This window comes from Lutispora sp. (genome assembly GCF_041687175.1).
Classification (GTDB): Bacteria; Bacillota; Clostridia; order Lutisporales; family Lutisporaceae; genus Lutispora.
Window position 1 is genome coordinate 17,601 of sequence record NZ_JAWLCK010000019.1, and the last position, 15,443, is coordinate 33,043.

General features: G+C 38.3%; 13 protein-coding genes. 4 read left to right on the forward strand and 9 right to left on the reverse strand.

Going from position 1 to position 15,443, the window contains the following annotated elements; all coding sequences use genetic code 11:
- Position 1: 1 nt before the first annotated feature.
- Positions 2-2,362 (reverse strand): ATP-dependent DNA helicase, encoded by a 2,361-nt coding sequence (locus ACESM9_RS04945; RefSeq protein ID WP_372995890.1) that lies wholly within the window; start codon positions 2,360-2,362, stop codon positions 2-4.
- Positions 2,363-2,449: 87 nt separating this feature from the next.
- Between ACESM9_RS04945 and ACESM9_RS04950 the strand changes: the two genes are divergently transcribed.
- The gene (locus tag ACESM9_RS04950; protein WP_372995892.1) at positions 2,450-4,348 is read left to right on the forward strand and encodes an ABC-F family ATP-binding cassette domain-containing protein; all 1,899 of its coding nucleotides are present in this window, start codon (positions 2,450-2,452) and stop codon (positions 4,346-4,348) included.
- 35 nt (positions 4,349-4,383) lie between these two features.
- Here ACESM9_RS04950 and ACESM9_RS04955 read toward each other — a convergent pair whose 3' ends face one another.
- Positions 4,384-5,769 (reverse strand): sodium-dependent transporter, encoded by a 1,386-nt coding sequence (locus ACESM9_RS04955; protein ID WP_372995894.1) that lies wholly within the window; start codon positions 5,767-5,769, stop codon positions 4,384-4,386.
- A 260-nt stretch (positions 5,770-6,029) separates the two neighbouring features.
- Between ACESM9_RS04955 and ACESM9_RS04960 the strand changes: the two genes are divergently transcribed.
- Positions 6,030-8,228, forward strand: coding sequence for a DNA topoisomerase III (locus ACESM9_RS04960; RefSeq protein WP_372995896.1), 2,199 nt, complete (start codon positions 6,030-6,032; stop codon positions 8,226-8,228).
- Positions 8,229-8,265: 37 nt separating this feature from the next.
- Here the strand turns inward: ACESM9_RS04960 and ACESM9_RS04965 are convergent, their stop codons facing one another.
- The 4 genes from ACESM9_RS04965 to ACESM9_RS04980 all read right to left on the reverse strand — a co-directional run bounded on the left by ACESM9_RS04965 (position 8,266) and on the right by ACESM9_RS04980 (position 10,364).
- The gene (locus ACESM9_RS04965; RefSeq protein WP_372995898.1) at positions 8,266-8,676 is read right to left on the reverse strand and encodes a hypothetical protein; all 411 of its coding nucleotides are present in this window, start codon (positions 8,674-8,676) and stop codon (positions 8,266-8,268) included.
- A 126-nt stretch (positions 8,677-8,802) separates the two neighbouring features.
- Positions 8,803-9,084 carry a hypothetical protein gene (locus ACESM9_RS04970; RefSeq protein WP_372995900.1) on the reverse strand — a complete coding sequence of 94 codons (282 nt, stop codon included), beginning with the start codon at positions 9,082-9,084 and terminating at the stop codon, positions 8,803-8,805.
- Between the two features lie 24 nt (positions 9,085-9,108).
- A complete protein-coding gene (locus ACESM9_RS04975; protein WP_372995902.1) occupies positions 9,109-9,429 on the reverse strand; it encodes a hypothetical protein in 321 nt (106 codons plus the stop codon).
- 185 nt (positions 9,430-9,614) lie between these two features.
- Positions 9,615-10,364 (reverse strand): TIGR02206 family membrane protein, encoded by a 750-nt coding sequence (locus ACESM9_RS04980; RefSeq protein ID WP_372995904.1) that lies wholly within the window; start codon positions 10,362-10,364, stop codon positions 9,615-9,617.
- 206 nt (positions 10,365-10,570) lie between these two features.
- Here ACESM9_RS04980 and ACESM9_RS04985 point away from each other — a divergent pair, with 206 nt between their 5' ends.
- On the forward strand, positions 10,571-10,900 hold the full coding sequence (locus ACESM9_RS04985) for a PadR family transcriptional regulator (RefSeq protein ID WP_372995906.1): 330 nt from the start codon (positions 10,571-10,573) through the stop codon (positions 10,898-10,900).
- Complete coding sequence (locus ACESM9_RS04990) at positions 10,897-11,445, forward strand: DUF2812 domain-containing protein (protein WP_372995908.1); 549 nt, start codon at positions 10,897-10,899, stop codon at positions 11,443-11,445. The genes ACESM9_RS04985 and ACESM9_RS04990 overlap by 4 nt, the downstream gene beginning before the upstream one ends.
- 59 nt (positions 11,446-11,504) lie before the next feature.
- Here the strand turns inward: ACESM9_RS04990 and ACESM9_RS04995 are convergent, their stop codons facing one another.
- Genes ACESM9_RS04995 through ACESM9_RS05005 form a run of 3 tightly spaced genes read right to left on the reverse strand, consistent with a single transcriptional unit; the run spans position 11,505 to position 15,211 of the window.
- A complete protein-coding gene (locus tag ACESM9_RS04995; protein ID WP_372995910.1) occupies positions 11,505-12,563 on the reverse strand; it encodes an ABC transporter ATP-binding protein in 1,059 nt (352 codons plus the stop codon).
- Positions 12,550-14,151, reverse strand: coding sequence for an ABC transporter permease (locus ACESM9_RS05000; RefSeq protein WP_372995912.1), 1,602 nt, complete (start codon positions 14,149-14,151; stop codon positions 12,550-12,552). The genes ACESM9_RS04995 and ACESM9_RS05000 overlap by 14 nt, the downstream gene beginning before the upstream one ends.
- A 10-nt stretch (positions 14,152-14,161) precedes the next feature.
- Positions 14,162-15,211, reverse strand: a complete 1,050-nt coding sequence (locus tag ACESM9_RS05005) for an extracellular solute-binding protein (protein WP_372995914.1) — start codon at positions 15,209-15,211, stop codon at positions 14,162-14,164.
- Positions 15,212-15,443: the final 232 nt, after the last annotated feature.

A 15,443-nucleotide genomic window follows, 5' to 3' on the forward strand; every position in this document is an offset into this window, starting at 1 on the left:
CCTAACTCCAAAAGTTCTCTAGCACCCTATCAATAGTATTCTCGTTGACTTTTGTATATGGGAACCATTCCTTTGGGAAAAGCTTCTGATAATCCCAACGAGTAAATCTTTCATCCAACAAAAGTATAACTCCCCTGTCGGTTTCTGAGCGGATCAATCTGCCAGCTGCCTGCATAACCTTGTTCATGCCCGGATATATGTAGGAATATTCAAAGCCCTTGTGATTCTTGGCATCATAATAATCCTTGATAATATCCCTCTCCAGGCATATCTGGGGGAGCCCCACTCCTACTATAATTACACCTATAAGCCTGTCATCCCTAAGGTCTATTCCTTCCGAATATACACCGCCCAAAACGCAAAAACCTATATTGTGTTTTTTGGGGTTTGGTTGAAAGGACTCCATGAAAAGGGCTTTCTCCTCTTCTGTAGCTCCTGATATTTGCATATTCACATTGTAATCAGCATACTTTGCTGCAAACTCTTCATAGACACTTTCCATATACTTATAGGAAGGGAAAAACACCATGTAATTGCCTGTTTTAGCTTTGACTGCTTTATATATATAATCGGCGATTTTGTCATAACTGTCGTCCCTTTTGCTATATCTAGTTGCCACATTATTACCTATAAGCAGGCATCTATTTGCTGGATCAAAGGGAGATTTAAGGTAGACTGACTTGCTGTTTTCACCGCCTCCCAGTATTTCATGAAAATAATCCATGGGCAATAAAGTGGCAGAAAAGAATACAGCCGCCTTGCCTTTCTTCAATACCTGGCTTATGAGCAGTGATGGGTCATGACAGAAAAGCTTAAGCCGTACATCATTGCCATATCTCTCTATATAGGTGACATAATGCTCATCATAGTTTTCGGATATTTTAAGCAGATTCAAAACACCAAAGTAAAGGTTCATAAGCTCCTCATTCCTATGGGCTTCCTCATTCATAGAGAGGTATTTGTCTGCTTTAGCCACGAAGGAGCTTAGGAGCTGATAAAAATCTTTATCTTCCTCCTGGTTTACATAATGATATTCTTCTCCCAGTTGCTTTTTCAGCTCAATGAAATATTTGTTGATGCTGTTGCAGGAAGCGTGAAGCTCCTTGTTCTTGCCCTTCATCAACCTTTTCAGTTCAAGGAAATCCTTCTTATGAAGTTCTGCGGAATACATCTCCCTGGCTCTGTCCACCAGATTGTGAGCCTCATCAATGAGAAATGTGAAGTCAGTCTTTTTATCCATGAAGAATCTTTTGAGACTGGCATTGGGATCAAATAGGTAGTTGTAATCGCATATGACACAATCTGCCCATAGTGCAATATCCAATGAATATTCAAAGGGACAAACCTTATGCTTCCGGGCATATGCTAGTATTTTGTCCCTATCTATTTCGGTTTCATTTTGAAGTATATCCATAATGGCATCATTGATTCTGTCAAAATGTCCTCTGGCATATTCACAGTATCCAGGATTACATTGTCTTTCCTCTTTGAAGCATATCTTGTCCTTTGCCGTTATGGTTATGGAAATAAACTTTAGTCCCATATCCTTCATCCGCTGAAAGGCTTCCTCCGCCACCACCTGAGTAGTGGTTTTGGCAGTAAGATAAAATATTTTGGATGTGATTCCCTCTCCCATAGCCTTTACCGCAGGGAACAGGGTAGACATGGTCTTGCCTATGCCTGTAGGAGCCTGAGCAAAAAGTATATTCTCATCCCTTATGGCTCTGTAAACTGCAGCAGCCATCTCCCGCTGTCCTTTTCTATATTGAGGAAAGGGAAATTTCAGCTCCTTGATGGAATTATCCCTGATAGATATCCAGGAACTGCTGTAATCTGCCCATATGCAGTATTTTTGCACCAAATCATTAAAGAAGTTTTCCAGCTCCCCAATATGGAAGGATTTTCGGAGCTTTTTCACTTCATCGGTTTCCAAATGAATATATGTCAACTGTATGATGATATTTTCCAGATTATTTTCTTCACCGTAAATGTATCCATAGCACATGGCCTGAGCCCAGTGCCTGAAATCATAATCCTCATTTATGAGTTCAAGGGGTTGGGTGACCGACTTGATTTCGTCAATTACTACATTTTCATCTTCTATAAAGATGCCATCGGCCCTGCCCTCTAAAACAAGGCAGTAATCTTCAAATTGGATGGTTTTTTTTAAAGACACTTCTGCTTTGTAGTCTTCACCATAGGATTTTTGCAGCCTTCTATGGGCTCTGCTTCCCTCCAGGGCTCGATTCATGCTCATGAAGCCTGAATCTATATCACCGGAGCGGAGTATAAACTCCACCAAGCCTCGTATTGACATCTTCAGAAGCAGCAGGGACGGTTCTTTTTGCTTTTCGTCTTTCATAATAATCACCTAATGGTTATTATAGCATAACTATCTATGGATTGAAGCTTCTGCTGTGTGATAATATATATACGGGATGTGATAAATATGAACATATTGAATGCAGAAAATATAAGCAAGAGCTATAGTGAGAAAATATTGCTGAAAAATATTAGCCTAAGCATAAACGAAGGAGACAAGATAGGTGTCATAGGCATAAATGGTACAGGGAAAAGTACACTGCTAAAGATAATAGCAGGCCTTGAGATTCCTGACGAAGGCAAGATAACCAAGGGAAGCTCCATTAATATTGAGTATCTTTCCCAAAGCCCGGATTTTAACCCTGGGGCTACTGTGTTGGAACAGATATTCAGAGGAGATACAGCTGTCATGAAGGTTATCAGAGAGTATGAAAAAGCTCTTGAAGCAAACGATACGGAGGCTATAATAAGGCTTACCCGGGATATGGATGCCTTGGATGCCTGGAGCATAGAAGTGGAAGCTAAAACTATACTTACCAAGCTAGGCATAGATGATTTTAATGCCAAGATAGGCACTCTATCCGGAGGCCAGAAAAAGCGTATCGCTTTAGCTGCAGCCCTTATCAACCCTTCTGATCTTTTGATACTGGATGAGCCTACTAACCACCTGGACAATGATATAATAGACTACTTGGAGGGGTATCTTAACAAGAGAAAAGGTGCTCTCCTCATGGTGACCCATGACAGGTATTTTCTGGAGAGGGTCACAAATAAGATAATAGAACTGGATAGAGGTAATCTCTATGAATACTACGGCAATTATAATGAATATCTGGAGAAAAAACTGCTGAGAGAAGAAATGGAGAGAGCCAGTGAAGAAAAAAGGCAAAATCTTTTAAGACGTGAGTTGGCTTGGATAAAGAGAGGAGCTAAAGCCCGGTCCACAAAGCAGAAAGCAAGGATTCAACGCTTTGAAGAGTTGAGAGACAAGGAGCCTGATTTTATAGAGAATAAGATTGAGATATCTGTAGGAAGCAGCAGGCTAGGGAAAAAGGTTATTGAAATATATGATATAGATAAATCTTATGGGGAAAAACAGGTAATCAGAGATTTCAGCTATATATTATTGAGGGATGACCGGGTTGGAATCATAGGTCCCAACGGAATAGGCAAATCCACATTGTTAAATATAATAGCGGGTAAAGTGGAACCTGACAGTGGCAGGGTCGAAATAGGTGATACTGTCCGAATAGGAGTGTTTTCTCAGGAAACCTATCATATGGATGATGATATGAGGGCTATAGAATATGTGAAAGAGGCAGCTGAATACATTACCAACGCAGAAGGATATAAGCTTACTGCCTCACAGATGATGGAGACATTTCTTTTCGATTCAACACTCCAGTGGACACCCATAGGTAAACTATCTGGTGGCGAGAAAAGGAGGCTTCATCTGTTGAGAGTGCTGATGGAAGCTCCAAATGTGCTGCTTCTGGATGAGCCCACCAATGACCTGGACATTGAAACCTTGACCATACTTGAGGACTATTTAGAAAACTTCCCTGGTGCTGTCATCACAGTATCCCACGACAGGTATTTTCTTGATAAGGTAGTGGATGGGATTTTCTATTTTGAAGGAGATGGCTGCATTTCACAACATACAGGCAATTATTCAGATTTGAGAGAAAAACTTGATAGAGCTACAGCCCATAAAGAGGCTGATAGGGATAATAAATTAAAGGTTGCTGATGCAAATAAAGAGAAACGGGAAAAGCCAAAACCATTGAAATTCACATATAAGGAGCAAAAGGAGTACGAAGAAATAGACGATGTAATTGCTTCCATAGAGAATAAGATTCAGGATTTGGACACTGAGATTGATAAAGCGGCTTCCGATTACGAGCTGTTGCAAAAATTACTCAATGAAAAGGAAGAACAGGAAAGATTGTTGGAAGAAAAAATGGAGAGATGGGTATATCTCAATGATTTGGCAGAGAAAATTGAGGAAGCTAAGAAACAAAGATAAAAGGCAGTATACATAATGTATATGCCTTTTATAACTTAAAATTTTATTATTCCTATGGAATTTAAAAATACTATTACAAGCAATGCGGGAGTTAAATATCTTAAAACATTGATAAAGAATTTTGTCATACCTTTATTGTCTAAAGTTCCATGGTTGGACAGCTCATTACTTAAATCATTCTTATTTGCTATATATCCAACAAATATTGATATAAGCAGTCCGCCTATGGGCAGCATAATATTAGAGGATAGGTAATCAAACAAGTCGAAGAATCCTTTTCCGGCGATTACTACATTTCCAAAGACACTTTTTGGATGAACAGTCAGAAGTCCAATAAGCAAAATCATCCCAGAGGTTAAGAGTACAGCTTTGTTTCTTGACATGTTCTTTTCTTCTATAAAAAATGCTACTGGTACTTCTACAAGAGATAGCATGGCTGTTGTGGCAGCAATGGAAGTAAGAATGAAGAAGGCTACTAATAATAGATTTCCAAAAGGTATCTTGGAGAATACCAGGGGTATAGTTTTAAACAATAATCCAGGCCCAGCCCCGGGTTCCATGCCGAAGGTAAACACCACAGGGAAAATAGCTGTTCCTGCAAGGAGTGAAACCAGGCTGTCTGATAGAGCCACCCTTGCTGATGTGGCAAATAAATTATCCTTTTCAGTAAAATAACTGCCATAGGTTATCATAGTGCCCATTCCCAGAGAAAGCTTAAAAAATGCCAAACCAAGTGCAGATAAAACCGCAGACGCAGAAAGCTTTGAAAAGTCGGGACGGAACAAGAAGTTAAGACCTTGTGCTGCGCCTTCAAGAGTGAGGGCACGTATGCAACATATGATTATTAATATAAATAATAAGGGCAATAATGTTTTGGTTATTCTTTCTATACCCTTTTTTACACCTGCTATAATTATTATAGATACAATAGCTACAGCGATAACCTGCCATACAAAGGGTGATACAGAGCCACCGACAGCTATATCAAACTGACTGCTGACATTAACAGCAGCTTCTTCCATGGACAGGGATGCTAAGGATAAAAAATCTCCCTTTATTGCTTTAAACACATAAGAAAAAACCCAGCCTGCCACATTGCTGTAAAAAAACATAATAAATAAGGCAGAAAGGACACCCATGTATCCTATAGACTTCCAAAAGGGCTTTGCTTTAAGCACATCAAATGCTCCTACAGCATTTTTCCTGGTGCTTCTGCCGATATAGAACTCAGATACCGCCACCGGAATACCTACCAGCAGTACACATATGAAGTATATTAATACAAATGCACCGCCTCCATTTTCGCCAACCATATAAGGGAACTTCCATATGTTCCCTAAGCCCACTGCAGATCCCAATGTAGCAAAAAAGACTGCCAGACCCGATGAGAAAGTTTCTCTTTTGTTATTACTGTGGTTCATTTTACTGCCTCCTTTGTTGTACATTATAAAATCTCTCATCCCCATGACTATTCAAACACAGAGATAAGAGATCATAATGCATAAATTTACAATAGCCATTAATATATTATACTCATTTTTAAGGATTGTCAATAATTTGTCAAATAAATACAGCAAAAATGGGTATATTTATACGCGATACTATAAAATATTAATAAACAAGTTATTCTTACGAAAAATGTGATAATATTAGTAGAGACTATATTGAGAGGAATGTTTACATGAGCAAATCATTGGTATTGGCTGAGAAACCCTCTGTAGGAAGGGACTTGGCAAGAGTTTTGAACTGCAATAAAAAAGGGAACGGGTTTTTTGAAGGTGAAAAGTATGTGGTAACCTGGGCTTTAGGGCATCTGGTGACCTTGGCAGACCCGGAAGCTTATGGAGATAAATATGCTGTCTGGAGGTTGGAAGACCTGCCTATGCTGCCTAAAGAACTGAAGCTGGTGGTGATAAAGCAGACGGCCAAGCAGTACTCCATAGTAAGAGAGCAGATGAGAAGAAAAGATGTGGGAGAAATAATAATTGCTACTGATGCAGGCCGTGAAGGTGAATTGGTGGCAAGATGGATAATTGAAAAGGCTCAGATAAAAAAGCATATTAAGAGATTGTGGATCTCCTCTGTCACAGACAAAGCTATAAAGGAAGGATTTGCGAAGCTGAGAAACGGCAGAGATTACGAAAACCTTTATGCCTCGGCTGTAGCCCGTGCCGAAGCGGATTGGATAGTAGGCATCAATGCCACCAGGGCATTGACATGCAAATTCAATGCACAACTTTCTTGCGGCAGGGTCCAGACACCTACATTAGCTATGGTGGCACAGCGAGAAGAGGAAATTAAGAACTTTAAGCCAAGGGAGTACTATGGTATAAATGCCATAGCAAAAGGCATAAAACTTATATGGCAGGATTCCAAGACCAAGGAAACAAGGATATTTGACAAGGATAGATGTGATAAGTTAATAGCCTCCATCCAAGGTAAAGATGGGGTTGTAGTTGAGGTGAATAAAACCTATAAGAAGAGCTTTTCCCCTCATTTATACGACTTGACGGAACTCCAAAGAGACGGCAACAGGCTTTTTGGCTTTTCTGCCAAGGAGACCCTATCTATAATGCAAAGCCTTTATGAAAATCATAAGCTTCTGACCTATCCCAGGACTGATTCCAGATATTTGTCCTCGGATATGGTAGACACTTTGGCAGAAAGGGTAAAGGCCTGCGGAGTGGGGGCTTACTCTGCAGCAGCAGCCAAGGTGCTGAGAAACACTATAAAAGGCAACAAGAACTTTGCAGACGATAGCAAGGTTTCTGATCACCATGCCATAATACCTACAGAGCAGAAAGTTTACTTGAGCAAACTAAATGATAGAGAAAGAAAGATATATGATTTGGTGGTAAAAAGGTTTCTAGCAGTACTCTTTCCACCTTTTGAATATGAAGAAACTACCATAAAGGCTAAGATAGGTGAGGAAACCTTCATAGCCAAAGGGAAAACTGTAATTAACTATGGATGGAAGGAAGTCTACAATAATAGCTTTGATTCCGATGAAGAAGATGATGTTAAGGAAGACTTGAAGGATCAACTGCTTCCTAGCACAGAAAAAGGTGAAAAGCTTAATATAACTTCTTTGGTACAGACAAAGGGCTTAACAAAACCCCCGGCACCTTTTAATGAGGCTACTCTCCTTTCTGCCATGGAAAACCCGTCAAAATACATGGCTGGAGCCAGCAAGGATCTGATAAAGACCATCGGAGAGACTGGAGGCATAGGAACTGTGGCTACCAGAGCAGATATAATCGATAAACTGTTTAATACCTTCCTTCTAGAGAAAAAAGGAAAGGATATCTATATAACTTCCAAGGGAAGGCAGCTTCTTGAACTGGTTCCTGAAGATTTGAAATCTCCTGCTCTCACAGCCCAATGGGAGCAAAAGCTCAGCTCCATATCAAAAGGTATTTTGGACAAAAATATATTTTTAGACAGTATGAGGGCCTACGCAAAAGACATAGTAAATCAGATTAAAAACAGCGAAGGCAAATTCAAGCATGATAATATGACAAGAACCAAATGCCCCAGATGTGGCAAATATATGCTGGAGGTAAACGGAAAGAAGGGCAGGATGCTTATATGCCAGGACAGGGAATGCGGGTACAGGGAAGGCATATCTAGGATAACAAACGCCAGATGTCCAAACTGCCATAAGAAGCTGGAACTTCATGGAGAAGGAGAAGGGCAGATATTCATATGCAGTTGCGGTTATAGAGAAAAACTGTCCGCTTTCAATGAGAGAAAGAAAAAAGAAAACACCAATGTATCTAAAAAAGAAGTGGCAAACTATCTAAAAAAACAGAGCAAGAAAAAGGAAGAACCTATCAACACAGCTCTTGCTGATGCATTAGCAAAACTGAAACTGAAGTAGGCGCATGGGGACGGTTAAAAAATCGTCCCCTGTGTTACTAAAGCATGCTGGTATAGTGTTTGCAAACCTTATAGCAATAATCTCCATAGAGATCATCACTGATAAATTGAATCTTATTATAAGCTTTTTCAAAAAGCGCTTCATCGTCCAGCTTATTTGATGCTTGAAGATTTATTAATTCTTTTACAATATCTTCTAAATTCATCTCCAAGAATGTATTCACATCTCTGTTGTTTATGACCATTTTGTCTCCACCTCTGTATAGAGCACCTACGAATGAGATTATCACAATATAAAGCAACAGCCATGATGGAGTCTTGACATTTTCATTCTTCATGTATTCAGCTTTAAATGCTTTTACTTTTTTCTTTATAACATTGAATGTTGGTGCATCTTCGCAGCATTCTTTAACCAGACCTTCCAGATCGATTTGATTCCTGTATATCATTTTACAACCTCACTTATTATATATTTTTGCTATTTTTTTTGCTATTTCATATGTTCGTTTATATTCTACCGGATCAAACATCCAGGAGATTATATTATATGCTTTTCTAAACAGTTCTTCATCACTCTAGCTTTCATGCTTTTGCAAATATATAAGCTCAAGAAAATAATTATTCATATTAGCATCCAGGAAATCCTTTATATCCTGGCCATTAATAATGAAAGTTCCAGACTTGGATTTATAATAATCATCTATATATAGACTCAAGCTGGCGTATAGTACCAGCCAAGATAATATTGGAGTTTCAACTCCTTTAAAATATATTTTACAAAATTCTTTTAATATTTTTGGAAAAACTGGATTTTTGCTTTCATATTCTATGACAGCTGCTGAATCAATTACATACACAATTATTATCTCCTTATAGATTTATTAGCCAAGAACATCCTCGTAAACCGTGAAACCAATTTCTTTCTCTCTTAGAAAAGGATCATAACCAAAACACATTATTTCCTTATCGGCAACAACTTCGTCTAATGTCCCTACTTCCTTTGGAGACCAATATTCTTTTGTTAGAACAAATTTAATCCTGTCTCCAACTTTGACCCCGTTGATTAAAAAGGTAGAAGCACTGTATGGAATTGGTTTAGAAGTCGGCGCAACCTTTTTCTTTAGCTTACCGTTAACGTAGACATTTAGTCCATATCCATTATGGACCCTAAATTTCAATTCCTCTGGTATTTTTATTTCCATAATCATCCCTCTTTCTTTATAGTTATACGCTCCTGTAAATTTGAGAGCTTGATATCACTAATTGTAACATGTAAGATTTTCCTTTTCTACATCTTATGCAAGCAAAATGTAGAAAATTATAAAAATTTGTCGATAAAATGTGAAGTAGAAGCAATGGGGACGGTTAAAAATCGTCCCCATTGCTTCTATATTGATGCTTCCAACTCCTTTTTTGCTGCATGCTTTTCGGCATATAAAACTGGTATATATAATAGACCGAACATTATTAACATGAGTACCTCAAGCCATATGATATAAAATGGCCAAGGACCTAACATATCTATTAATGATGGAGTCTCAGGTTTATGTCCTATAAACAGATAATTTGTTTTAAATATCATGTTTATTACGAAAACAAATGCTGCATATGCATTCGTAGTTATTAAAATTCTTTTTAATGAACCTTTCCTTATCCTTTTGTTTTCAACAAATATGAAATATATAATAGTGGCTATTATAAGGCCATGGGACAGAAACACTTGAAAAAACCTGAAGTGGGGGAATCCATAAGCAGAAATATCCGGTGTTAATAATGCTTGGGTTGCCCCTCCTAATCCCCAAAAGTAGATTATTTCGAACAAAGATTGATTGTATTTCACTAGAATTATAGTACAAAAAATTATTGCCATGCTGCAAAGATGAAGGGAAAACATAGATTCAAGATCAAAATCCTGATAAAAGCAAATCCATAGCCTGACTAGTATCTCCTGGATAGGAAGTATAAATAGTAGAAACCTCTTATAGTATTTATGAATTGTTTCCGACCTATTGGAGAGCTTTGTTAATATAGTAATAAACAATATCACACTTATTAGAGCAAATATATGGCTTGTCCCAAATAATTCAAAGGGTTTTATCACACCTGGTTCCTTGCTTATAAACTCATAAAACGTCATTATGAAGCCCCTTTCATCGAATTTTGTAGATGGAAAATATTATATCATAGTTTATGCTCTCATGTGGCAAAAAATCACAGAGAAAGTTTTCAAAAACTATTGCATTATATATCGGAGGGTGATATACTCAAATTACGATATAACGGTCAACGATATAACGTAACAAGATATAACTGTTATCGATATAAAAACATGGAGGTATTGATATGGCAGAGAATAATGGGCAAGGAGCATTGACTGAAGCTGTATATTATATTCTATTGGCACTTCATACACCAATGCATGGATACGGGATAATGCAGTTCGTGAAGGAAATAAGCAACGGCAGAGTTAATCTGGGTCCAGGTACTCTTTACGGAGCTATAAACACAATGCTCTCAAAGGGATGGATCAAAGCCCTTGAACAGGAATCAGACAGTAGAAAAAAAGAGTATGAAATAACTGAAGAAGGCAAAAGTGTAGTGGTGGGGGAAATAGTGAGGTTGGAGGAATTAATAAGAAATGGTAAAAAGATAACTGGGGGTGCTGAAAAATGATAAAAATAGTATGGAAAGGATTTATGGACTATGAGAAGGAAGAAAAGTGGCTTAACCATATGGCAGAAAAAGGATGGAATTTTAGAAAGTACAGCTTCTTAAGGTATACCTTTGAGAAAGGCACCCCAGGAGAATATATATATAGAATGGAATTATTGGGAAAGTCCCCAGATAATGAAGAAAGTAAGGCTTATGTAGATTTTATGAAAGAAACCGGTGTTGAAGTGGTTGATACTTATCAACGCTGGATTTATTTCCGCAAGAACAAATCGGAAGGTACTTTTGATTTATATACTGACTATGATTCCCGCATAAAATTTTATAAAAGGTTGATAACATTTATTGGCCCTCTTATTCTGGTAAATCTGTTTGCGGCAATTTATAATTTGTATCTTGGGTTATTCATAGGACATGAACAAGGTTTCTATGGTAATGCATATGTATCTATAATAAGTTGGGCAGTAACTATTGTGCTTATAAAAATGGCTGTATCATATATGACAAAAATTCGCAAAATGGAAAAGGAAAGACAGCTTTATGAATGAAAAAGTATAGGGACTAGCATTGCTAGCCCCTATTTTGACTCTACAAGTTATCAGAGGCTCTAATTCACCAAAAACATATGGTGTTTGGATTTTACATTCATATCAAAGGATAACCTATCTCCTGGCTTTATATTCATAGAACCGGGCGCCAATATTCTTATATAAATGGGTTCATGATATGGTATATAAACTGCTATCAAGGCATCATAAAGTGAACCTTGATAATTGGTTTTTATTACAGTACCTGTGAACTTCCCATCTTTCTTCAGTCTTATGTCCTCAGGTCTGATCATGAATTTTATCTTTGCGCCTTCTTTATATGGTATAGCTTCCTTTGAAACAACACTACCTAAGACAGTGGATAAGGCGTAGGAATCAACAACTGTTCCTTCCAACATGTTTACCCTCCCTATGAATTCAGCTACAAACATATTTTTTGGATGATTATATATCTCAAAGGGGCTTCCTATTTGTTGTATTTTTCCTTCTTCCAGGATGGCAATTTTATCGGATATAGATAGAGCTTCCATCTGGTCATGGGTTACAAATACCACTGTAGCGCCTATGTCTTTCAATATCTTCAGAGTTTCATCTCTCACCATTTCTCTGATTTCCAGATCCAGATTGCTGAAGGGCTCATCCATGAGAAGCACATCCGGCTTTCTTATCAAAGCCCTAGCTAATGCCACTCTCTGCTGCTGACCGCCGGATAACTGGTGGGGGTAGTGATTTCTTATATCGTATAGACTCATGATCTTCATGATTTTATCTGTCTCAGATACCTTATTCTTATCCTTACCCAAAGCAAAGGCAATATTGTCCCAGGCTGTCATGTTGGGAAAAAGAGCATAGTCCTGAAATACTATGCCTATATTCCTCTTTTCAGGAGGTATCCATATTGTTGGGCTGGAGATTATCCTGTCCTTAAGCCAGATTTCACCTTTATTGTGAGTTTCGAAGCCGCATATCACACGAAGCAATGTGGTTTTACCGCATCCGCTTTTACCCAGGAGGGTTACAAATTCACCTTTTTCTATGCTTAAATTTAATCTCTTCAATACATAATCAGAAGATGTATTATATTTTTTTGATAGGTTTCTTACCTCAAGATATGCCATTTTCCTTCACCTTCTCTTTCTTAACCAAATAATACAGCGGAATGATTGATGCCAACACGATAAATAATCCGGAAGGTGCGGCATTTATATAAAAGCCGTCGCTGGCTGACAACCATAGTCTCACTGATAATGTGTCATAGCCAGGAGGCCTCAACATCAAAGTCATGGGCAGCTCTTTTAGAGAGCTTACCAGCACCATAGCTCCGCCGGATAGCACTCCCGGGGATACTGTAGGCAGTATAACCTTATAAAGCACAGTGCTGAATTTCTTTCCCAGGCTGAAGGCGGTTTCATCCAATGCAGGGGGTATGAGAGACATGGAAGCTTCTGCTGATTGAAGATTTCTTGGTATAAAGCGCATGCTGTGGCCTATTATCAGAATCAGTTGACTTCCTACCATAAAAGTAAGGTATCTATTGGTTATAAAAACTATTCCCAGGGCCAATAGTATTCCGGGGACTATAGAACCTAAGTGGCAGATATTGTTCAATACAGATGTAATTTTTGCTGGGTGCCTGTATTTCATATAAGCTATAGGAAGAGACAAGGTCATTGTGATTAAAACTGCGCCAATGCTAACTACCAAACTGTTTTTTATATAATAAAGGGATTTTATACCCACTGCTCCCTGATGTATGGCTTTTATACTCCATATTGTCAATGTGGACAAGGGAAGTATAAGTGAAAAGAATATAATAAAAAGTATAAATATCCAAGCTAAGGCTTTCAATTTCCCCAACTTGATAGGATTCTTAATTCTATTTGATTTAGGGCTCTGATAAAAGGATACCTTTTTTAATATCTGTGCTTTTAATGCTAGCAACAAGAACCCGAATACTATCAGCAAAGTGCTCAATATGGCTGCACCTGATCTGTCAAGTTTTCCTATCATCTGAAAGTAAATGCTGCTGGTAAATGTAGTGTATCGGAGCATAGCCACTCCTCCAAAGTCAGACATTATATAGAAAATTATTATCATGCTGCTTGATAGTATGGCTGGTTTCACAAGGGGGAGCAATACCCTCATAAATATAGTAGAGTAAGGAGCTCCACAGGAACGGCCTGCTTCTTCATAGTTGCCGCTTATTCTCCTCATACTGCCCGAAATCGTCAGATAGGTATAAGGAAAAGTAAACATGGACAGTATGAAGGCTACAGAAAAGAAGGAAAACACATCTATGATGCTGCTGCCTGTCAATGAGTACATGACTCCCCTTCTGCCGAATATTATTATATAGGTGAGAGCACCTATATAGGGAGGAAATACTAAGGGTAAAGTAAATATTAAGCGCATGTATCTTTTAAATGCTAGATCGGTGTATTCAGTGAGCCAGGACAATATTACTCCTATGACGGTAGTAAATAGCGCTACTGTTAAGGCAAGTGATATTGTGTCCCATAAAAGTGTGGGAATTCTAGAACGAAAAATTACACTCCATTTTTCCCAAGGTGAACTGATAGCCCTTGATAGTATATATATCAAGGGCATCATCAAGATACAAGCTGAAGAAAGATTTATAAAGAGAAGGGTCAAGCTCGGTGGTTTACCCTTCCAAATATTTAACCATATTCTATTTAGGAAATTCATAATATCCCTCCTAGTCCGAGTAACCTGCCTCTTCCATAAGTTTTATGGTCTCTTCCCATAGTGGTCCTACAACACTTAGAGAGGTATCTGCGGTCTTGTATTCATCATATTCTATACCTTCAATACCTGGAATTATAGGAGTTTCATCGTTTAGTTTCTGCTGTTCCGGCTCAAGGAGGAATTGGATGAAAGCCAGGGCATTTTTGGGATGTTTCGCATGCTTCGTAATGGCTGCCCCTGAAACATTGGCAAAGGTGCCCATCTGCCCTTCTCCTTGGTCAGGGAATATAACCCCTACATTGTTCATGCCTTCCTCCAGAAGTTGCATTTTATAATGATAATTGTTAACAAAGCCAAATTTAACTTCTCCACTGCCAACTGCCCTTCTGACATCGGTATGGCTTTGTAGTATAAGCGGCTCATTGGACATTATTCCTTTTAGCAGTTCCAAAGTCTTTTCAGGCCCTATGATAGAATTTACTGAAGCAAAACAGGTTACCATAGACTCATTTCCAGCTCTGTTTATGGTGAATTGGCCTTTATATTTAGGATCAACCACATCAAACAATGATTTAGGCATATCCTCAGGCCTTATTAAATCTTTGTTATATATGAATACTCTGCATCTTACAGTGACACCAACCCAAGTGTTATCCTCGGCTCTGTAATTCTCTGGCACCACTTTCAGTACATTTTCATCTATGGGAGCCAGCATATTCTCACGACGAAGATATTCCAGGATACCTGCATCGTTGGACAAAAATACATCAGCCTGGGTATTTGCACCTTCTTCCACTATTCTGTGGGCATACTCGGTTGCCTTGCCCGATATGAGATTTACCTTTATGCCCGTTTGTTTCTCAAACCTTTCCACCATGGGTATAATGAACTTTTCCTGCCGACCGCTGTATATTGTAAGCTCCTTTGGTTCTTCTGCCGCTGGAACTTCTATATTTGCTTTTACGGGACTTTCCTTAGGCATGCATCCCGAGAAGATAAGAGTCACTGTGAGAGTAAATATAGCTATAATAAGAATCCTTTTTGGAAAAAGCTTTATCATAGAAACACCTCTTTTTTTAGTACAAAGTATGCAGATATATCCTAAGTGTTACAGAGGCATATAAGAAGGATTGATAAAGAGGAGCAAATAAAGTACAAGCTAAGGCTATCTCAGTGATATGTTGAAATAAGAGAAAAAAATAAGAAAAATAGTACAAAAGTATCAGAAGTATTTACATCTACTGGCGAATTATGTATGATAATATATAATTGTGTATATTTTTTGACTATTA

Bases quoted from the DNA above. Each gene is read 5' to 3' on its own strand.
- ACESM9_RS04945 (WP_372995890.1), bottom strand. From the start codon at position 2,362: ATGAAAGACGAAAAGCAAAAAGAACCGTCCCTGCTGCTTCTGAAGATG.
- ACESM9_RS04950 (WP_372995892.1), top strand. From the start codon at position 2,450: ATGAACATATTGAATGCAGAAAATATAAGCAAGAGCTATAGTGAGAAA.
- ACESM9_RS04955 (WP_372995894.1), bottom strand. From the start codon at position 5,769: ATGAACCACAGTAATAACAAAAGAGAAACTTTCTCATCGGGTCTGGCA.
- ACESM9_RS04960 (WP_372995896.1), top strand. From the start codon at position 6,030: ATGAGCAAATCATTGGTATTGGCTGAGAAACCCTCTGTAGGAAGGGAC.
- ACESM9_RS04965 (WP_372995898.1), bottom strand. From the start codon at position 8,676: ATGATATACAGGAATCAAATCGATCTGGAAGGTCTGGTTAAAGAATGC.
- ACESM9_RS04975 (WP_372995902.1), bottom strand. From the start codon at position 9,429: ATGGAAATAAAAATACCAGAGGAATTGAAATTTAGGGTCCATAATGGA.
- ACESM9_RS04980 (WP_372995904.1), bottom strand. From the start codon at position 10,364: ATGACGTTTTATGAGTTTATAAGCAAGGAACCAGGTGTGATAAAACCC.
- ACESM9_RS04985 (WP_372995906.1), top strand. From the start codon at position 10,571: ATGGCAGAGAATAATGGGCAAGGAGCATTGACTGAAGCTGTATATTAT.
- ACESM9_RS04990 (WP_372995908.1), top strand. From the start codon at position 10,897: ATGATAAAAATAGTATGGAAAGGATTTATGGACTATGAGAAGGAAGAA.
- ACESM9_RS04995 (WP_372995910.1), bottom strand. From the start codon at position 12,563: ATGGCATATCTTGAGGTAAGAAACCTATCAAAAAAATATAATACATCT.
- ACESM9_RS05000 (WP_372995912.1), bottom strand. From the start codon at position 14,151: ATGAATTTCCTAAATAGAATATGGTTAAATATTTGGAAGGGTAAACCA.
- ACESM9_RS05005 (WP_372995914.1), bottom strand. From the start codon at position 15,211: ATGATAAAGCTTTTTCCAAAAAGGATTCTTATTATAGCTATATTTACT.